The following is a 20,201-nucleotide window of genomic DNA, read 5'->3' as shown; positions in this document are numbered from 1 at the left end:
ATATACTGCTGTTTGGACATAAAAAAGACCATCGAAAATGATGGTCTTGCAGACTGTAGACAAATGCATAAAATAACGGATGAACCTTTCTCTGAACACTTACTTTACTTCTTTCATAAATAGTCTAACGTTTTCAGCGATTTCTTTGAATTTGGTATGGTGTAAATAATGTGATCCATCCATGATTACTACTTTTCCATGTACCGAGTCTTTGATCTGCCCTTCATGAAGGCCTAGTGACAGGGTCCCTGCTCTAGTCCGCAATAACGCTTCCTAATAATGGATTTTATTCTTAAGCACAGATTGTTCATTCTCTATATTGAGGTTTATACTGTTTAAAAACAATATAGAGAAAAGGGGTACAATCATTGAAAAGAAACTGGAGTCAACTTGAACTAGAAGAACACTTCACCTTATTTCCAACTGAAATGAACTTAATAATGAATAAACGAACAAATGCTAACAGGCTGGGTTTTGCTATTCTACTTAAATACTTTCAGCAAGAAGCTCGATTTCCTAATGACAAACATGATGTACCCACAGTTGTTGTACAATATGTAGCGAATCAAATTGATATTGCTGATACTGATTTTTTTGATACATACGGTTGGGGTGGCAAGGAGCGGAGCTACACAGCTCATCGAAAAGAAATACGTAATCTGTTTGAGTTTCGAGAACTTACTGCGAAAGATAAGGAACGCTTTTTTGAGTGGTTAAAAGAACAAGTTCAATCTACACATGATACAGAATACTTACAAATTCAAGCGTACAGTTTATTTCGTATGTGGAAAGTTGAACCCCCTTCTGTAGGAAGCTTAAAACGAATGATTGAGTCTGCCATTGACATGTTTGAAAAAGATTTATATACAACCACTTACAAGCAACTATCTCCCACGACATGTTCCCGATTAGACGATTTACTACACTCTCATTTTGATGAAGAATCTCATAAGGCGGTGGAATCAGAATACTACACTGAGGAACAAGATGATATCTTGACATTTCGGCAATTGTTGTCTTCACCAGGAAAAGGAAGTGTAAATACAATGGAGCTAGAAGTTAAAAAACTTTTGGCCATTCAACATCTTCAAATTCCTTCAGGTTTATTTAAACAAATCCCCCCTAAATTAATAACGAAATATAGTCTCCGTGCAGCGACTGAGACGGTTACTGAATTATGTGCTCATCCAAAACATATTCGTTATACTTTGCTTGCAATTTTATTTTGGCAGCGCCTTGCTGAGGTGATCGATTATTTAACAGATCTACTTGATGAAATGACTCATAAGTTTGGGAATAGGGCGAAAAATAAAACTCATACAGAAGTGATAGAAGAGTTACAGCGAGTTCAAGGGAAAAATAAATATATTATAAATCTTTTAGAAGCAACTGTAGAAAATCCAAACGGCGTCATTCAAGATATTTTATATCCTATTGTAAATTCTGAAACCATCCAGGATATTATTAAAGAAATGAAAAGAACGAAACAAGAATATAAGAAGAAAATTTATATGAAGATGCATTCTTCTTATCGGGGACATTATAGAAATGCCTTTTTTGCTATTTTAACAAACCTTACTTTTCGTTCCAATAATCCATCTCATCAACCAATTATTGAGGCAGTTCAATTTATTTGTGATCATGAAAAAAGTGGTCAACGGTATTTTTTAGTAAAAGATGCAGTTCCTATAGATGGTGTAATCCAGCCAAAATGGAAAGATATTATTATCGAAAAAGATAATAACGGCATAGAAAGAATAAATAAGATGAGATATGAAATTGCTGTTTTACAATCTCTTCGCATTCGTCTTCGGTGTAAAGAGATTTGGATCGAAGGTGCAAATCGTTATCGTAATCCTGATGAAGACTTGCCTCAAGATTTTGAAGAACAAAAAACGAACTATTTTCAAGCTCTCAAAATGCCACTTGATGTAGAACCTTTCATTTCACAGGTCGTACAAACCATGAAAGAAAGGTTAAATATGCTAAACCAAGGATTAGAAGATAAAAGTAACCAAAAAATAAAGATTATTACAAAAAATAAGAAAGGATGGATTCGAGTTACTCCATTAGATAAACAGCCAGAACCTCAATCTTTAGTGCAAATTAAAAATAAAATTAAAGACCGTTGGTCTGATATAAATTTACTGGATTTAGTAAAAGAAACAGATTTTCATACAGGGTTTACGAAACACTTTAAAACAACAGCGAATCGGGAGATATTAGATAGAGAAACTGTTCAAAAAAGACTTCTTCTTAGTTTATTTGGTTTAGGTACCAATACAGGTTTGAAAGCTGTATCGACTGGTAGCCATAAGGATAGTTATCGAGAACTACGCTACATTCGGCATAAATTTATACATAAGGATCATTTACGCAAAGCAAATGCAACTGTAACAAACCATATTATCTCTCATCGAATGCAAGAAGTATGGGGGGCAGCTACAACAGCTTGTGCATCAGATTCAAAAAAATTTGGTACATGGGATCAAAATTTACTTACCGAATGGCATCCTCGTTATAAGGGGCGTGGCATTATGATTTATTGGCATACCGATCGAAAATCTGCATGTATTTACTCTCAGGTGAAATCTTGTCTATCATCTGAAGTAGCCTCCATGATGGAAGGGGTTCTCCGTCATTGTACAGACATGGAAATTGATCGTAATTATGTGGATACACACGGACAAAGTGTTGTTGCTTTTGCTTTTTGTCATTTACTTGGTTTTAAACTGATGCCACGTTTTAAAAATATCGGTTCTCAAAAGTTATATCGTCCGGAAACTGGCATGAATGAAGCGTATCCTCAATTACAAGATGTTTTAAGTAGACCAATTAACTGGGATATCATTCGTCAACAATATGAACAGATTATTAAGTTTGCAACTGCTTTACGGTTAGGAACAGCTTCTGCAGAATCGATTTTAAAAAGATTTACTAGAGATACACAACATCCAACTTATCAAGCACTGTGTGAATTAGGAAAAGCAATGAAAACGATTTTCTTGTGTGATTATTTACATTTTGAAGAAATTCGTCGAGAAATTCATGAAGGTTTAAACACTGTTGAACATTGGAATTCCGTTAATAGCTATATATTTTATGGGAAAAATAGCGAAATTCGGTCTAATTCTTTAGAAGACCAAGAAGTATCTGCATTATCACTCCAATTATTACAAAATTGTTTGGTATTTATGAATACATTAATGGTTCAAGAAGTCTTGTATGACAATAATAAATATTTACTTAACAAAATGACTCCTGAAGATTTCCGTGGGTTAACACCATTATTTTATAATCATATTAATCCATACGGCACCTTTAAATTAAATATGAATCAAAGAATCCCTATTAAACTGAAAATAGCATGAATTTTTTTAAGATGCTACGGTTCGATATGATAATCGTTCACCTAAGCCAAATAAATAGAAAAAACAAAAAAGCTCAAAAACAGAGGTTTCTGAGTTTTTTTATAATGTGACTTCTATCAATATCTACTTATAAATGCTTTTCTTCAAGAAAAGTTCTCTGCATTTTTGTAAAAATCTTCAGCTTCCTCACGAATTGCACTCCAATTTTCAAATGCTAATTCAAGCTCTAGAGCAGCAATAATATCAGGAAGACTAACCAAATCCTCACTCATGTTCTCCCCTAATTCTTTTAAATCATAAGAGATAGCACTCCATATTAAATGGATTTTTCTAATTACAGGTAAAATTTTTGTTTCAGAAGGGATCACGCTACTAATTGCACCTAATAAAAACGTTACCGTATTATGTACAACCGCATATTCAAGATGATCTCTTATCGCTATCTGTGAAATTAGATTTAGGCAACTTTGATGCGTATCTTTACACTCTCCAATGACTGTATAAAAATCAGATAGATATGTCAGCATCGTTTGAGACTGCAGATGATATTTTAGGGCATGTTCAGATAAATCATTACATATATTTATAAATTTAGTTTTAGTACTTGGAGACATATTTCCATTATGCGCTTCCAATAGTACTTGATTAAGATCATCACGGTGTTTAATACAAATCAGATCTGCATAAGCTACAATGTTTTGAGCGAGAGCAATTATTGATGCACGTCCTCCATTGTCCCAAAATTCAGAGGCTTCTTTTACCCTAGTAGTCATCTCTGTACCTGTTAATACCAATGTAGAATATGAAGTGCTTCTTTCTATGAGGTTAAACCAACTTTGTGTTAATTGGCCGTTATTTATTTTAGATATTCTCTCCTGTAGAATACTTTGAGTTGTTGGTAGTGAGATGCATTTTTTCATATAATTAGAAAAATCTCTCCATTCTTCTACTGAGAGGAGAAATGGCGAATTTTTTCCTCCCAATTCATGTGTTGAAAATGCTGCAGCATAATTCATATAAATCCCTCACTATTCCTTTTTGATTAATGAATCATTTTATTTTAAAAATTTATCTGTACACGTTTAATTACATTTATAGATTTTTTCTATAATTAGTAACAAGGGGATCTGCTAATTCCATTCTAATTTTTGACACATGAGAAAGGTCTGTTCCCTCATGAACTTTAATTGTCCAGGTTGTGTAAGGGTTTGGAATAAAGTAATCGCAAGCAAATTCGTCCGCAATGATTCCATCAGTAATTATTGTAGTTCCTTGATAACTAAATCCTCGATTAAAGGATTCCGAATTAAATTGAAACTTTTTCTCCATTTATAAATGTTTTTCTTCAAGAAAAGTTCTCTGCATTTTTATAAAAATTTTCCGCTTCATCCCGAATTGTTTTCCAATCTTCAAAGGCCAATTCTAGCTCTAAAGCAGCAATGAACTCCTCCAAATTTTCGATATCCTCAATATTATCTGCTAGTTCTTTTAAATCATAAGATATAGCGCTCCATATTCTATGGACTTTTCGAATAACAGTGCACACGGACTCTTTATACTGAACCAAACTCATGACTGGAGCTACTAAATAAACAACCGTGTTTTGTGCGACAACAAAATCATTTGAGTTTTGCAGTGGTAACTGTGACATCAGATATGACCAAGTTTGTACTGTTTCTTCGTATTTTTGAATCTCTGAATAAAATTCGGAAAGGGATGTTTCCATAGATTGAGACTGTTGATAATATGTTTGTGCGTGACTAGATAGATCTTTACATATATTTATGAATTTAGATTTTGTATTGGGAGATAATTTACCAGTTTGTGCTTCCGATATTACTTGATTAAGATCATTATGATATTTAATAGAAATTAAATCCGCAAAGGCAACAATATTTTGAGCAATGATAAGTATATCTTTATGCCCTCCATTTTCCCAGAATCTACATTTTTCTATAACGTTTAACTTAGTTGCAATTGCTTCTTCAACTAATCTACGAAAAGTAGAAGTTGTGATGAGTCTATCCCAATTACTTTTGACTTTTCCGTCGAGTATGAGATATATTCTTTCTTTCACTTGATCGATACTAGTCGGTGCTGAGATCCATTTGTTCAAATAATTAGCGAATGAACGCCATTCTTCTATCGTAAGGAGAAAAGGAGAATCTTTCCCTCCTAATTCTCGTGGAGAAAAGGCTAAATGGTTCATATGAATACCCCTCTAGATAATGGTTAGTTGTATTTACTCATTGCTTTTTAGACAGATTCTATTAAATCATTTAAAACTAGATTATTTTTCTTGTAATTAGTAACAAGAGAACCTGCTAATTCCATTCTGATTTTTGTCACGTTAGAAAGGTCTGGCCCATCCTGAACTTTAATTGTCCAAGTTGTGTAAGGGTTTGGAATAAAGTAATCGTAAGCAAATTCGTCCGCAATGATTCCATCAGTAATAATGGTAGTTCCTTGATAACTAAATCCTCGATTAAAGGATTCCGAATTAAATTGAAACTTTTTCTCCATATAATTATCATAATAATGGCCTGAATTCGTAATCCGTATTTGTACTTTAGAAGTAGCGTCAATTCCATCTAACCAAATTCGCATTAATTTGAGGCGCACACGATACTCATTTTCAAAAAGAGTATCGTTTAAATTGATTTCCCACGAAGCTTCTCTTTGTTCCTTCAATGACTCTAGAACTTTTGAATCTGTAATTTCTACTATTCTATTTTGAAAGCGTTGAGGAGGTGGATTAAATTGTTTTAAAGCCTGCATACAGTCAGTTTGTATTGTTGCCACATCCACTTTTAGTTCGGATACATCTTTTAAGATATTTGGATTTACATCTGAGTCTCGGAGAGCCCAATATTTATAAGCATGTTTGTAATTTGCTAATGCCACAAATAGAATTTGCTTCATGTCTATATAGCGTTGATACAACTTTTGTTCCATTTCTTCATTTTCAGATTCTTGTCCCTCTAGATTTCTAATATACTCTTCTAATCTTGCAAGGTCAGCTTGATGGATATGTTTTTCAATTAACAGACGGAATAGTTCTTGACCACAACTAATGACAGCTACTTGAATTGAAGCAAGTGTTTGTCCATAAACAGCTAAAATGTCTAACTCTAGTAGATATGCCCTAGCACCTTCAATTTCTTTCTTAATTGCATCGTCTAAAGCTGCAGCTGTCTTTAACTTAAATATGTCCCAAGTTGCTTTACCAGTTAAATCTTCTTGAGGAATATCCCATTCCGTATCTTTAATTTTTTCAAATAAATTATCTGGGAATTGCATATCTCCTGATGCCTCTGATATATCTTCTGCTAATGTATATACCTTGTTAATTAATTCAACGAGGTCATTTAGTTTCTCCATATTTTCTTTTAATGCTTGAGCTAATGCTGATAGCTCACCACCAGCTTCTATAATTTCCTTTAAAGCATTAATTATCCCTATTATTTCTCCAGGGGCAGAAGCTCCTCCTGAAGCAATTATGGAACCCATAGATTGTGCGAAATTTAGTACAGTACTTACCATTTTAAAAGCTAATCTCATCTGTTGTTCATATTCATATTTCTTAAGTCCATACTCGAACTCAATTTTAGCTAATGTTAAGACATGTTGCTGTTTCTCAAATTGGCGTAAAGATGTCTCAATGGCATCTCGAGAATTTTTTAAATTGTTTTTTGCTTGATTAATTAATGTTTCTTTAAATAATAAGGTATCTTGTTCATGTTTTAGCATGAGCAAGGCTGCATTTTTGCGATCTTCAATTGACAAATTTTTATCTAAGTAACGATGATATTGTGCCTCAAATTGCTGTGCAGCTCCCAAAAAAGCATTAATTTCATCTCTGTAGAGTTCTTTATCTAAAAGGGGCACAAACGTATTATCACCACGATTAGCAGTTAAAATAGCCAACAATGAAGTGCTTTGTACACACAATGAAGTTAGTCCGTCATATTGGGTAGTAAATATCTTTAACCAATTTAACTGATTGGCTGCAATATCAGGCCTTGATTCAAAAAATAGACATGCTACTTGGAAAACTGAAATAAAAAGCTTTGGAAGTTGTGGTGTTGGGACTACGTGTGTAATTTCTTCTGCAGTAAATATTCCATCCTTATCGGACAATCTTACGCCTTTATTTTTGAGCTCTATAGAATAAGGAGGTGGAGAACTTTGATTATAAATTGGAGTTGCATGTAACACTCCAGAAAGTTCAATACCATATATCGTCAACTGAGCTAACTTGCCTCCATTCTTATAGTCTAGTAAAATCTCTGCGGTCCCTTCTGATTTTATTTCCACTCTTCTTGCTCGAATAACTAATTGCATATCTTTTAAAGTACACCTGAATTTGTTAGGAATTCGGACTACATCCGCAAAAATTGAAATCATACTTGGTGTTAATTTACTATCTTCAATAGACTTAAATACTTCTCCTAAATCAACGAATAAATCACGAATCTCATATTTTGTTCTTGTTGCATTTAAGTAAGATGTTCCGGGAATTTGTTGATTTGTTAACAATTCCTCATACAAAACTTTATAATCAATACTACTAACCATTATGAATTCCTCCATTTAAAAAATGAGAGACAAAAGAAAGAATGTAGGGAATAAATGAAAATTTATCCTTTTTATTCTTCTTTTGTCTCTAGATTTATATCCCGAACTGTATTTTTATCATTTATTCCTATATAAGAGCGATTTGTATTATAGGTGACATTACTATTTCATACTTAAGCTGTGTATTGTTCAACAACAAATCCAACATCTGCATTAACTCGGAAGTCATCCGCTTGTTTCCCAACAGCTTCCCACTGCATAATAGCCAATTCAACTCCAAGATCAGCAAATTCTGGATCATCACGAATATCTTCCATAACAATTTTAGATAGTTCATCAAGATCACTATGAAGAGAATTCCAAATGCCATGAATTTTCTGTATTATAGGTAACGCAGCAGCCATTTGCTCTTGGATTTTATCCGTTCCTGTATCAGTTTTATCAAGTAAAGACATCAGATAAACATTCCTTTGGATTATTTTACCGGATTCTTCGATTTGTTGTTTTGTAGCATCAATTCTCGCTTTTAATGCTTTGCCTTTTGTACTGTCGAGAATTCCCTTTAATGCGAATCCAAAAATAGGTCCAAGTAACAACGATAACCATGATTGAGATTGATAATCCTCATACTCATCCATATATTTCTCTAGATCTTCTCTTAATCGCTCTACCGAAGCTCTAAGCTGTTTTACTTCTTCACTATGTTCTCCATACTTTTTATCATATTTATCCTTAACTACTGTTAAACTCTGATAATCATTTGCCGTATCAGTTGCAAATGTTCCAATCATGGTTGCCAATGCACCGGCATGATCACGAAATTCAGCTGCTTCCTTTGCTAGCCTCTCACAAATTTTCTTAAACATTTCTAAAGCTTCAGTATCACCATCTATAATAGCTGGTAAATAATCGAGTAATGGCTTGTAGTAAACTTTTGCTCTTCTTGCATAATTTACAATTTCATTAGCAACTCCAAGAACTTCTCTATATGTGTTATCTGTCCAGTTTTGACAATGATTTTTAACATTTGTATAAACAGAATATAATTCATTAAAATCTGGAATCTCGTCTGAAGCTGAAAGTGCTAAAGCTTTACGCATTTCAGCTTCATTCACAGGTACATAGGCTCCATCACCTGTATATTTTTGAATCGTAATCCATTCCTCTTTAGAAAGTAAAAACGGGGAATCTTCTTTACCTCCAAGATTTCTTGGAGAAATATCTCGTTTTACCATTACAATACTCCCTCTCTAATTTATAAAGTATTATATTTATTAAATTTTTTAAGTACAATTTCATATTTTAATAAAATGCAAAAGAAATATATGAATTCATATAATTACCTCCAATGTAAATATTTTATAATGAAAATTATATACGAATCTAAAGAGAAATATATCCATGATATGAAAGGTATGATTTTTTTCAAGAAAATTCAAAATATTAAATTAATTGCGAGGTGTAATTCTATTCAACATATCTTCATCCCAATAGAGTCTACTCTATTGGGATATTTCTATAAGTCTGGTATAATGGTATCTCAGAGTGTCCCATATGACTTGTTTCAAAATAGGAGTGTGAAATATGAGAAAAATAGGTTATGTACGAGTAAGTTCTGTAGATCAAAATCCGAAGAGGCAGTTACAGCAAATGGAAGAAATCGGAGTAGATATCATATATCAAGAAAAAGTATCAGGTGCTACGCAAGATAGACCTGAACTTCAAAATATGCTGGGTGACCTTAAAGAAGGAGACATTATTTATGTAACAGATTTAACTCGAATTACTCGAAGTACAAGAGATTTATTTGAATTAGTTGATTACATAAAAAATAAACAAGCAAACTTAAAATCATTAAAAGATACTTGGTTAGACTTATCTGAGGAAAACCCATATAGTCAGTTCTTAATGACAGTAATGGGAGGAGTAAATCAATTAGAACGGGATTTAATCCGAATGCGCCAACGTGAGGGAATTAATCTTGCTAAAAAAGAAGGGAAATATCAAGGCCGAGTTCAAAAGTACCATGAGAAACATGCAGGAATGAATTATGCAATGAAGCTTTATGAAGAAGGAAATATGACAGTAAAACAGATTTGCGAAATCACGAGTGTATCCAGGTCCTCTTTATATAGGAAGATACACGATTCAAAATAAACGAATACATTATACCTTTTGCTAATTCCTTTATTTTGGATATGTTATTGCGGACTAGAGCAGCAACCCTGTCACTAGGCCATGAAGAGGTATCCATCCTGCTACACCTTCATTATTTGCTTGTACAAAGAGAAGAAGTGGAAGATATTTAGGGAAGGTTAAACCTTGAGCCCCTTTAAAATTAGACGAAATATGGTCCATCTCATTCAAGGTTGTGTCATTATACATGTTTTTATTCGAAATCATTTTCATTTGCTCTACGGTTTTTTCATCAAATGCTAGTCCAGCATAGGGGTCAGCACTGATTTTCATAGTCAATCTTAAGAGACCTGATTTTTTGAGATATGCAAACGTTTTTAATGGGAAATTGATATCCATACCCGGTTGTGTTGCAACACTGCTATCGATTCCGACAAATGTAGTCACCTCGTTTGGATATTTATTCACATAATCAATTCCATAAATGCCTGTAATGGAGTGGCCCATGAGCATGTATCTGTTAATATTAAGCTGCTGTAGAGCTTCATGAACTTCACTTACCATATTCTCCGTGGTTCGCTCTTTTACAGTTTCATCACTTAATCCATAACCGAAAGGCTCTACCGCAACAACTTTGTAAAATGGAGATAATTCATCGATAAGAAGCTTAAAATCAAGCCCTGGAGTAGCTGTTCCATAACCAGGCAGGAGCACGATCGTTTCCTCGCCCTCACCTTGAATTAACACATTCATGTTTTTCCCGTCTACAGATACGTGCTGTCCGTAGGGCACTATTCGTTTTTGCTCCGAATGACTACTCATCACATTTGCGATATAAACAATACCTAAAAAAAGTACAATGGCTAGAACGATTGCTCCTATGATTTTAAGTAAGATGTTTCGTACTTTCTTTATTTTCATTCCACTCAGCGTTTTCTCTTCCTCTTGTTGTGTCACTGTCATCTTCTCCTGTCCTGATCTGTTTGTTTGCCTTCCTTCATGTGCCTGTAATGAAACCTTAGCCAATGAAGATGTACTCCCCATAACGACAATATGAACTGAATATGAACTGTCAAAAAAAAATGCTACGACTCATATGCAAGTTTACTTGCATATGAGTCGTAGCATAGAGAATGAATCTAACTAATCTGTTGGTGTAGTGATTGGCAAGGTGACAATGAAGGTTGTTCCTTGACCAGGTTCACTTTTCACTCCGATGTCACCTTGATGAAGCGACACGATTTGTTTAACGATAGCGAGTCCCATACCACTTCCGTCATACTTACGACTGTGGGAACGATCGGCCTTAAAAAAACGCTCGAATATACGCTTCTGGTCGTCAAGGTGAATACCAATACCAGTGTCGGATATTAGGATTGTCACGTTTTTGATATCTTGTTTGATGCTTACGTTAATCACGCCGGCATCCTCGGAAAATTTGATGCTATTTCTGAGGATATTCGTCCATACCTGATTTAACAGGTCATGATCAGCCGTTACTTTAACTGTCTGTAAATCAAGCTCGAAATGTATATCCCGAGCAGACCATTGTGGCTGGAGCGCCACGATTATCCGTCGGATTTGTTCATCGAGGCTGAGTGTGACGAGCCGCAGTTGCTTTGACTGTGATTCAAGCAAACTCAGCTTTAGCAGGCTATCGCTCATTTTGGACATCCTTTTCGCTTCAGCGATGATAATATCAAGATAACGGCTTCGTTCGTATTCTGAAAGGTCAACTTGCTTAAGCGCTAGAGCATAACCGGATATCGAAGTGAGCGGAGACTGAACCTCGTGCGACACGTTCGTTACAAATTCCCTGCGCATCTGCTCAAGTTGCTGCAGATCGTGCATCATTTCTTCGAAGCTGCGAGCCAAAGTACCCAGCTCACTCGTTTGCTTAATATTCAACTTGACGTTGAAATCTCCAGATGCTATCCGCTTGGTCGCTTTTGTCAGCTTTTTGATCGGTCTTACCAGGAATACAGAGGCAACTAGAATCAATAAGCTTCCTGCAATCAACGAACATGTTGCAAAGGCCAATGCCCACTTTGTGACAAAAGAGGCTGAAGGAGGGGCGAGCGCTTCCAAAAATATCGCTTTCGTTCCCATTTCTGTTTTCAACGGCAACCCTAAGAGGACCGTGGCAATACCATTAGGAGTGTCCCGAACAACACCTCCATCTAGTACTTTCTTTAGTTGCTCCATCGTCACAGGCGCAGATTTGTGTTCGTGAAGTTTACCGTAAGACCTGAACTGACCTGTTGCTTCGTAAATTCGAATATAATAAGAATCGAGCTGCTTCATTTCACTTACGAACAAGTCGGCTTCATGTAACGGAAGGGTCTTGTAAATCCGGACGATGTCTTGGCCAAAGTTACGTAAGTTGATTTGAGCGTTTTCGTTCAATTTATCTTCGAATATCCAAGTTGACACAAAAAAAGAAATGATCGTGCCCCCGATGATGGAGACTAAAAATGTCAGGACAACACGTATATATAAGGACCTGATCATTCATAAACCTCAAGCCGATACCCAAGCCCGCGCACCGTTTCGATCCGAAAATCGGGTGTTGTCGCGAACCGTTCACGCAGCCGTTTAATATGTACGTCTACCGTTCGATCATCTCCAGCGTAATCAATACCCCAAATCTGATCGATCAACTGCGCGCGCGTATAGACTTGTCCAGGTGTTCCAGCGAGCTTATACAGCAATTCGAATTCCTTTAGCGGCAACGTAAGCGACTCCGTTCCTTTCATCACCTTATAGGTCTGTCGATCAAGGATGACGTTCCCGAAATGGATCGTCTGCGTGGAGCCAATCTTGTATCGTTTGAGTAGTGCCCTAACACGAACCGTCAACTCTAACGGATCGAATGGTTTGGTTAAATAATCGTCCGCCCCAAGTTCGAAACCTTTCACTTTCTCCCATGTTTCTCCTCTCGCAGTCAGCATAAGTAAAGGTAGATCAGGATTGGCTCTTCGAAGCTCCTTGCTTAACGTCCAACCATCCATAATCGGCATCATAATGTCAAGTACGACAAGATCGACATTCGTTGAGCTGTATACGGCCAGTGCTTCCTTGCCGTCCGCTGCTTCAGCTGTTGCGAATCCGTCGTTGCGTAGAAATAAACAGACGAGTTCGCGAATGTTCGCATCGTCGTCAGCAACTAGTATAGTAGGCATCGGTTCCCTCTTTTCCCTGTTTTCCACCGCATTATTTCAAGTAAATCATTATACTATAAATTAACACGTATCTTGATTAACCAAAGTAATACAGTTTCTTGATTTATCGACCTATAGAATTCAAGTGGTTCTTTCAAACTAATTTGCCACTCAATTGACAAGGCTTCACAAAGAAACAGGCGTGTGAAACCTGAAAAAGACAAGCGTTTGTTTTGTCTTTTGGCCTTGTGCAAGAAGAAATTTCAGTAAAGCATAGGCAATTATAGCTGTGAATAACTGATTGAACAACGCATTTCCCCCAAACTACCCCAGTAATTACACCATCTGAAATAACACGTCCCATAGCCACTAATTATTTTTCATCAAATGCGTAAATGGTGTATCAACTTTGATTGCACATTCGTTCCAAATCATTACTTGTTAATTTAAGTGAATTCCATCATACAGATTCATATAGGTTTAGTAATTAGTCGAAGTTATTAGGGTGTTCTGTCGTATAATTTGTATATATCACCATATAATTACCTCCTGATTTTTGTATATTATAGTTCTACATCGACACATAATATATAACTTTTTCTCATTGCTTCTTGAACTAATCTGCTCCGTTCAAGAAGAACCATATCAGTTTAAATAACTCAGATTTTGGCAAAATTAAATTGATTCAAATGATACCCATCTTTTAGTAATCTCAGAAAATTTCTTAGTCGCGAGTGAGGTTGGTTTTCTTATAGCTAATCCAATAGTTCAATAGCTATCACTTTCAAGTGGAATGGCTGCAAAAGAAATTCTTGATGTCGATATAATCATTTATAGCAATATACTAATTCCTAGATTATTCTCCACCATGGAGATCCCTGAGTATTCATTCATATTTTCGAATCAAATATTGGGGCTAACTTTATTCTCCCTAAATTTTTTTTTGAATATCATCATAACACTGATATGTTGGCATAATAAAAGGTACATTTTCTATTTGTTGTATTGATACTTGGCTTTCCTTACATAATGGGGATTGGTTAGATACAACACATAAAAGTTGATCCCTCTTCAATTGTACGAGTTCAAATAATTTTTCAAATAATTCAAAGTAAGTATTATTATTAATAAATCCACAATCTAATCTCCCGTTTTGTAACCAATTCTCAACCTCAGCATAGTTTCCTTCCAGTAATTAGATTTTAATATTTAGAAACTTTTCTTCTATTTTCAATTTTATATGGTGTATCTAACAACAGGTTTAAACGAATTGATATTGAAGGAACAAGAAAGTTAGTTGGTTATAGCTCAAGTTTTGATGCTTTTGTACTAAGTGGTATTAAGTTCTTTGATTCTTGAGAAAGGCAATAGTCTTTAATAATCATGTATTGTCCCTCCTTGCTTTAAAGATATATTCGACAAAAAAACAGAAAATCCTACAAATAGTATAAACAGTTTAGGTACAAGAAATTTAAATAGAAGTGCATGGAGGCAGATTAAAAAAGGACAAACTCTCCAAGGTGAGAAGTTTGTCCAAAACCATGATTTTTTTAGTTTAACAAGGGGTACCGTCACATGCCCATCAAGCCAAAATTTTATAGTACCCCAAAACGAAAGTTTTTGCCTTTTCATAAGTGTCCATGAGAATTTAGTCCATTTTTTCACTTTGAGGAACATTTAATTTCTTAGGTTGATAGCGATGTGGCGCTACCCCTTTCTCAGCGTAATTGATTTTTTAGAATCGAGCCAATTCTTAACCCAAATACACGGCATACAAAATGGGTTTGTATATATAATTACCTCTTTCTTTTATAATATTTCTTCAAAGGTTTCTCTTTGCACCCCCATTAGACACTTGAACTCTCCATCGGATAGTTTGTGACTTTTTTCATAGATATTCATAACAACCTCTTTTTTTTTTACACTAATTTATCATAAAAGCTTTAATTATCGAAGAGGTCTAATAATTCCAATTTCTAGAGCCTTTTGAACAGCTTCCTCTTTGTTACGGACTCCTAGCTTTGTATAAGCTGTGGAAGCATAATTTCTGACCGTACCATTCGATAGATATAACCTTGATGCTATGGTAGTATATCGAAGTCCTTTTGCTACTAGCTGCAATATTTCTATCTCCCTAGCTGTTAGCTCATAAGCAGTTGCTTTTGATTGTGGTGTCTCTTTTTGCTCATCAAACTTCTCAAATATTTTGTGAGACATTCCCTGATCAATTAGTGTCCCACCTTTGTGAATTAGTCGGATCGTATTAGCTAGCTCCAACGTTTCAATAGATTTGAGTAAAAAACCATCCGCACCGTTGCGAAGCGATTCCAACGCCTGTTCGGTATCTTGAAACGTTGTAAATATCAATACGCGTATATGTGGCCATTGTTGCTTAATCTTTTTGGTTGCTTCGACTCCATCCATGTGCTGCATATCTAAATCCATAAGTACAACATGAGGTTGAAGGCGTCCACACAAATCGATGGCTTGATTGCCATCCTCAGCCAAACCGACTACATTTAAATCTTCATATCTATCGAGTAGTGTCCTCAAACTTTCCCGAACAAATGGCTGATCGTCTACAATTAATAAACGAATAAGTCCATCTTTTATTTCAGTTTGTCGCGGTATGGTACATGTAACAAGCATTCCTTCCTCTGGCTTTGTATATACAGAAAATTGACCTTGCAAGTTCATTGCCCGCTCTTTCATCGCATTCATACCGAAGCCTTCCTGCCATTCTACATTTCCTTTTCCATTATCTTGAACTTCTAACCTCGTATATTGTTGTTCAAACTGCAATGAAACTATAATTTCAGTCCCCTGACCATGACGTACTGCATTTGTAAGAGATTCTTGTAAGCAACGAATGAATGCGAACTTCGCTTGCTGAGACAGTTGATATTCCTCTCCGAATGTCCTAAAACTTACATTTACCTGAGCGTGCTCCTGAAATTCGGCTCCAAGATTTTGTAGAGATTGAATCAAGGAAGACGATTGACACGGAGAATCCATTTGATGTAGGTAACCTCTCACGTCCTCGATGCTTTTACGTCCCATTTCAAGCAAAGAATCTAGCCTCTGTATACCCATTTCAGTAGCAAGATCGGTGCGCAACGTTTCCATTCCCATAATAATAGAAGTATAAGCGTGACCAACTGTATCATGAAGCTCACTCGACAGTCTGTTTCGTTCCTCTGCCAGTGTAATGCGTTCAATCTGAGACATATACTGCTCAAGTACCGCGTTCTGTTTACGAATCGCTTCATTTTGCTTATGATTGACGATTAATAAATGGAAAGCGAAGCCCATTACATAAGCAAGTCCATAGTAGGTAACCATAATCCAATAGCTATTACTCGGCGCAACCGCATAGAAAATTCCAGTTATTACAAAAACTGTTGTTGGAGCTGTCCAATAATAGGACAAATGCTTACTATTCGCAGCAATCAGAAAAACCGATATAAGAAATGCTTTGTTAGCTTCCGGAAATAAAGAAATTAAATACATACACAGTCCACCATATAGCGGTATTTCTGTGAACAAGTAATATTTGTAATTGAACAGTAAGGCTACCCATGGAATAGAGAAGGCAACAACCTCCCAAAAAGTAATAATCCAAAGTGGCAATGTTAAAACATCCTGAAAATCTAATGTGATTACGACGATAGAGACACTAGCAAGTATACGGACTCCTAACATAATCCAATCGTACCAAAACCAATACTTAACCATATCTAACAAGTTATTTACCCCCTAAGTAGCCTACCTTTTTACTTCCTATATTATGAATTAATCCTTCATACATTGTTATACTCTTTAATTTCACACTGCAATTCTCTCACAGAAGGCAAACTTCTATCGATTTAGTTGCCGAATCATGCTACGTGTATAGCCCCCAATTTTCTTTGTCAATCTATCTACTATTCTAATACTTATGGCGATAGATACTATACCCATAGACATTACAAAGAGTGACTTGGCAAAAGTATCTATCTGTATGAATATAATATTCATTTCGATGTGGCGATACAGTAGTGGTGCCAACAGCAACATAAGTGGCATTATATAAAAAATGGTTGCACAAATGAGACTAAAAATGCCAATCACTAATTTCTGCATTAACCAATAGACAGCAGACCAATTGCGACGATCGGTAAGCACTAATTTCACCTGAGTCCAGTTCGATGTATCTATTGTTATACTTCTGTCATAAGAGTCTGTTGAAATATCTGTATAAATTTTCGTCTGTATGCGCTCGAATTGGATAAAAGGTGTAGTAGTCTGTAGTACGCGTATAACTAGCGGAATCCCAATTACCGTAAATGAAAGGGTGAAGCTGAATAGCAGAGCTATTAGATAAAAACAAAAATAAAACAATCCTGTAACGAAAGTTAGCAATAAAAAATAACCATTCTGGATGAATCTTGATTTCATAAAGTTCATCGCTCCTATCTATGTAATAACCGAATTGTACTGCTTTTTTTGTCATTCTCACTAGTGTAAAAGTGTCATATGACATTTCTAAATGATGCTAAAAAGGGGAGAGTAACCTACTTCTGGTTAAAAAAAGATGCTTTTATTAACCTCCACAAAACAATCCCGTTCTTGCAGATGCAAGAACGGGATTGTTTTGTACTTTTATTTAATATGAGATGGACTTGTTTTTCGAATATGAAAAATAATATCAAATTGCTCAAGCAATGACTTATCAAAGTATGCCGATTCGTTCGGTACGAGTCGCCCCCCAATACTTAGTAATGGCCTTTTTGCTTTAACCCATTTCTCTGCTGGTCCTTTAAGGTGACGGTTATCCAATAAAAACATTTTATATGGTACTTTTCCGAGGGTATAATTGAAACTATTTACATCTTGTGGAATCAGATCCGTTATAATCTCATCTGCGGTGTCGTTGTATAAGGTGAAATTCCCCTCCGTAGTTGTACTGCCAATTGTGACATAATTATTGTCTAAACGTTCCTTCAAATACTGCCCCGCAACATAAGGGTATAATTTCTCATCGATAATTCCTTTAGCTATATGAACATTGTGTCCCCATACCATCGTTTTACCACCCAATGTCTCTTGTGCCCACATTGCATGATCGGCCAAGTATTGCTCATGTAGCTTTAACATACTTGGATAGTCGTTAGGAATTAGCATTGTGGTAAATTTCTCTATTGCACTTGCCGTTGCTTTCGCCCAGATGTACTCGGGTGAAGCTATTTCTGTGTTGGCTTGCTTATTCTCATCTTTTAGTAATCGAGCTACTCTCTCAGCATTTGCTTTGAACTTCTCTTTCATTTCAGGAGCAAGTTTCATATATTCCTGTACACTTCCCGTAAAAGACGGCAATTCTTTATAATTTTCTTCTACTTCTGCCAGCAAATCTGGTCGATGCAGCCTTACATAATCAATTACTTTATTAAAGCAACCTTGGTCCAATTCCTTTAAGTCGAGCCCGATAAATTGGATCTTTTTTTTATTGGATGGATCAGCATTATAATCTTTCATCCACTCAATCATGGCTATAATTTCATCAGTAGGATATAACAAGTTTAAAAATTCCCTAGGGTTTCCTTTTCCTGTTTGGATATATTCATTTAGTTTTAAGCCGTTTCCCCAATCTTCTTCCATTGTGAAATTTGTAAAACCCATCTCTGTAACCAAATATTTCACAAGGCGAAACTTCATAGTGAAAATTTCAGAGCTTCCATGAGTATTCTCTCCTAATCCTACATATTGTGTGCTCCCAATCATTTTCTTAAGTGGTTTTAAATCCTCAAATGATTTTGACGGCTCTATCGTTTTTAATGGGTAAGCCTGTGATTGTATTGATTTAACTATATTTTTTTGGATTGATTGACCTGAATTTTCGACTGCTACTTTTTCGACTGCTACTGTTTGAGCTTTTCCTACTTCTCCACATCCTGTGACTAATAAAGCTGTACTAACCATTGTAATTATTCTTTTCTTATTCATTTTTTTCCACCTCAATTGAATTATTTTTAAAAACAAGATTGATTCATGTACTTGCACGAATCAATTGCCCTAATTCAATTGTTATCTATCCCATATCATATTTTCTAGTTACATATTGTCATAAGGTTAATTGACACAGGTCATAGACTAATCATTACACTTTTGTACTATCGGCTATGACAACTTATAAATAATAATTACATTGATGAGTCGCAAGTAAGACTAGATTATAAATTTGGGAGGGATTTTAAAGATGAATTAATCTGTGTGCCAAAATATTTTTATTCTAAGTTGTGTCTGTGGAAATGACAAGAAGTAAATTCGATAAACAAGTGAATTAAAGGGGAAGGGCGGATTACAATGATATTACACGCAAAATCGTTCCACAATAAAGATAAAATTCAACGTGCTAAAATAGGACTGCAACTCTTTCTGAGTATCTTAATCATTACTTCTATTATCCTAAATGTAGTAATAATGATTACGAAAAGTATGCCGCTTATTGTGGTATATATGTTTACCCCAGCAATTTCTTCTATTTTGACTCGCATAATACTGAAAGAAGGGTTTAAAGATGTATCTTTTAGTCTCGGTAACTTAAAGATATGGAAGGGGATTGGTTTTGCTCTGCTAATCCCTATGATTATTTGTGGAATTACTTATTCTATCGCCTGGTTGAGCGGAATTGCGGGGTTTCAGAATCCCGAAGGAGGTATGCTAGAACCAATCTACAATATACTTGGGCTTCAGTATCTAACGGCCCCATTCAGTTTCATTTATCTAGTAGTATTGAGCGGCATTTTCGGAAGTTTGCTTAGCTTAATCCCAGTTTTGGGAGAAGAAATGGGTTGGCGAGGCTATATGCTTACAAGGCTAGTCGATGCAGAGTTTTCACGCCCCATCCTTATTAGTGGATTGATTTGGGCAACGTGGCATGTTCCAATTGTTATTGCTGGTCTATACGTAGAGGGAC

General features: G+C 35.5%; 12 protein-coding genes and 6 pseudogenes. 4 read left to right on the top strand and 14 right to left on the bottom strand.

Annotation, left to right across the window (positions count from 1 at the left end; genetic code table 11):
- Positions 1-99: 99 nt before the first annotated feature.
- Positions 100-231 (bottom strand): annotated as a pseudogene (locus tag MHB70_RS26770) (alpha/beta hydrolase); the annotation flags it as partial.
- Between the two features lie 137 nt (positions 232-368).
- Here MHB70_RS26770 and MHB70_RS26765 point away from each other — a divergent pair.
- Positions 369-3,371, top strand: coding sequence for a Tn3 family transposase (locus tag MHB70_RS26765; RefSeq protein WP_061530437.1), 3,003 nt, complete (start codon positions 369-371; stop codon positions 3,369-3,371).
- A gap of 143 nt (positions 3,372-3,514) precedes the next feature.
- On the opposite strand, the gene MHB70_RS26760 is transcribed toward MHB70_RS26765, so the two are convergent.
- The 5 genes and pseudogenes from MHB70_RS26760 to MHB70_RS26745 all read right to left on the bottom strand — a co-directional run bounded on the left by MHB70_RS26760 (position 3,515) and on the right by MHB70_RS26745 (position 9,184).
- Positions 3,515-4,387 carry a hypothetical protein gene (locus MHB70_RS26760; protein WP_061530438.1) on the bottom strand — a complete coding sequence of 291 codons (873 nt, stop codon included), beginning with the start codon at positions 4,385-4,387 and terminating at the stop codon, positions 3,515-3,517.
- Between the two features lie 76 nt (positions 4,388-4,463).
- Positions 4,464-4,700 (bottom strand): annotated as a pseudogene (locus MHB70_RS31195) (hypothetical protein); the annotation flags it as partial.
- Positions 4,701-4,716: 16 nt separating this feature from the next.
- Positions 4,717-5,580 (bottom strand): hypothetical protein, encoded by an 864-nt coding sequence (locus tag MHB70_RS26755; RefSeq protein WP_061530440.1) that lies wholly within the window; start codon positions 5,578-5,580, stop codon positions 4,717-4,719.
- A 47-nt stretch (positions 5,581-5,627) separates the two neighbouring features.
- Positions 5,628-7,949, bottom strand: coding sequence for a hypothetical protein (locus MHB70_RS26750; protein ID WP_061530441.1), 2,322 nt, complete (start codon positions 7,947-7,949; stop codon positions 5,628-5,630).
- A gap of 173 nt (positions 7,950-8,122) precedes the next feature.
- Positions 8,123-9,184, bottom strand: coding sequence for an alpha-xenorhabdolysin family binary toxin subunit A (locus MHB70_RS26745; RefSeq protein WP_061530442.1), 1,062 nt, complete (start codon positions 9,182-9,184; stop codon positions 8,123-8,125).
- A gap of 349 nt (positions 9,185-9,533) precedes the next feature.
- Here MHB70_RS26745 and MHB70_RS26740 point away from each other — a divergent pair, with 349 nt between their 5' ends.
- Positions 9,534-10,106, top strand: a complete 573-nt coding sequence (locus tag MHB70_RS26740; protein WP_061530443.1) for a recombinase family protein — start codon at positions 9,534-9,536, stop codon at positions 10,104-10,106.
- 81 nt (positions 10,107-10,187) lie between these two features.
- On the opposite strand, the pseudogene MHB70_RS26735 reads toward MHB70_RS26740, so the two are convergent.
- From MHB70_RS26735 to MHB70_RS26715, 5 genes and pseudogenes are all read right to left on the bottom strand, one after another.
- Positions 10,188-11,042 (bottom strand): annotated as a pseudogene (locus MHB70_RS26735) (alpha/beta fold hydrolase); the annotation flags it as partial.
- A 186-nt stretch (positions 11,043-11,228) separates the two neighbouring features.
- Entirely contained in the window at positions 11,229-12,596 is a 1,368-nt protein-coding gene (locus tag MHB70_RS26730) for a sensor histidine kinase (RefSeq protein ID WP_061530444.1), read from the bottom strand.
- Entirely contained in the window at positions 12,593-13,267 is a 675-nt protein-coding gene (locus MHB70_RS26725; RefSeq protein ID WP_061530445.1) for a response regulator transcription factor, read from the bottom strand. The genes MHB70_RS26730 and MHB70_RS26725 overlap by 4 nt, the downstream gene beginning before the upstream one ends.
- 283 nt (positions 13,268-13,550) lie before the next feature.
- Positions 13,551-13,784, bottom strand: a pseudogene (locus MHB70_RS26720) (GNAT family N-acetyltransferase); the annotation flags it as partial.
- A 137-nt stretch (positions 13,785-13,921) separates the two neighbouring features.
- Positions 13,922-14,480, bottom strand: a pseudogene (locus tag MHB70_RS26715) (LysR family transcriptional regulator substrate-binding protein); the annotation flags it as partial.
- Between MHB70_RS26715 and MHB70_RS26710 the strand changes: the two are divergent.
- Positions 14,474-14,605: pseudogene (locus MHB70_RS26710) on the top strand (NAD-dependent epimerase/dehydratase family protein); the annotation flags it as partial. The pseudogenes MHB70_RS26715 and MHB70_RS26710 sit on opposite strands and share 7 nt — an antisense overlap.
- Positions 14,606-15,193: 588 nt before the next feature.
- Here the strand turns inward: MHB70_RS26710 and MHB70_RS26705 are convergent.
- The 3 genes from MHB70_RS26705 to MHB70_RS26695 all read right to left on the bottom strand — a co-directional run bounded on the left by MHB70_RS26705 (position 15,194) and on the right by MHB70_RS26695 (position 19,228).
- Positions 15,194-16,990, bottom strand: a complete 1,797-nt coding sequence (locus MHB70_RS26705; protein ID WP_061530447.1) for a helix-turn-helix transcriptional regulator — start codon at positions 16,988-16,990, stop codon at positions 15,194-15,196.
- A 114-nt stretch (positions 16,991-17,104) separates the two neighbouring features.
- Positions 17,105-17,683, bottom strand: a complete 579-nt coding sequence (locus MHB70_RS26700; RefSeq protein WP_061530448.1) for a sensor domain-containing protein — start codon at positions 17,681-17,683, stop codon at positions 17,105-17,107.
- 204 nt (positions 17,684-17,887) lie between these two features.
- Positions 17,888-19,228: an erythromycin esterase family protein gene (locus tag MHB70_RS26695; RefSeq protein WP_061530449.1), complete on the bottom strand. Its 1,341-nt coding sequence runs from the start codon at positions 19,226-19,228 to the stop codon at positions 17,888-17,890.
- 360 nt (positions 19,229-19,588) lie between these two features.
- Here MHB70_RS26695 and MHB70_RS26690 point away from each other — a divergent pair.
- A partial coding sequence (locus MHB70_RS26690; RefSeq protein ID WP_341343700.1) for a CPBP family intramembrane glutamic endopeptidase occupies positions 19,589-20,201 on the top strand: 613 nt, incomplete at its 3' end.

The organism is Bacillus sp. FSL M7-1020, from assembly GCF_038050415.1.
Lineage (GTDB): Bacteria > Bacillota > Bacilli > Bacillales > Bacillaceae_G > Bacillus_A > Bacillus_A toyonensis.
This window is presented reverse-complemented; position numbering and strand designations above follow the sequence as displayed.

Excerpts from the sequence above, each read along its gene's own strand:
- MHB70_RS26760 (WP_061530438.1), bottom strand. The coding sequence starts at position 4,387 with ATGAATTATGCTGCAGCATTTTCAACACATGAATTGGGAGGAAAAAAT.
- MHB70_RS26755 (WP_061530440.1), bottom strand. The coding sequence starts at position 5,580 with ATGAACCATTTAGCCTTTTCTCCACGAGAATTAGGAGGGAAAGATTCT.
- MHB70_RS26750 (WP_061530441.1), bottom strand. The coding sequence starts at position 7,949 with ATGGTTAGTAGTATTGATTATAAAGTTTTGTATGAGGAATTGTTAACA.
- MHB70_RS26745 (WP_061530442.1), bottom strand. The coding sequence starts at position 9,184 with ATGGTAAAACGAGATATTTCTCCAAGAAATCTTGGAGGTAAAGAAGAT.
- MHB70_RS26740 (WP_061530443.1), top strand. The coding sequence starts at position 9,534 with ATGAGAAAAATAGGTTATGTACGAGTAAGTTCTGTAGATCAAAATCCG.
- MHB70_RS26730 (WP_061530444.1), bottom strand. The coding sequence starts at position 12,596 with ATGATCAGGTCCTTATATATACGTGTTGTCCTGACATTTTTAGTCTCC.
- MHB70_RS26725 (WP_061530445.1), bottom strand. The coding sequence starts at position 13,267 with ATGCCTACTATACTAGTTGCTGACGACGATGCGAACATTCGCGAACTC.
- MHB70_RS26700 (WP_061530448.1), bottom strand. The coding sequence starts at position 17,683 with ATGAAATCAAGATTCATCCAGAATGGTTATTTTTTATTGCTAACTTTC.
- MHB70_RS26695 (WP_061530449.1), bottom strand. The coding sequence starts at position 19,228 with ATGAATAAGAAAAGAATAATTACAATGGTTAGTACAGCTTTATTAGTC.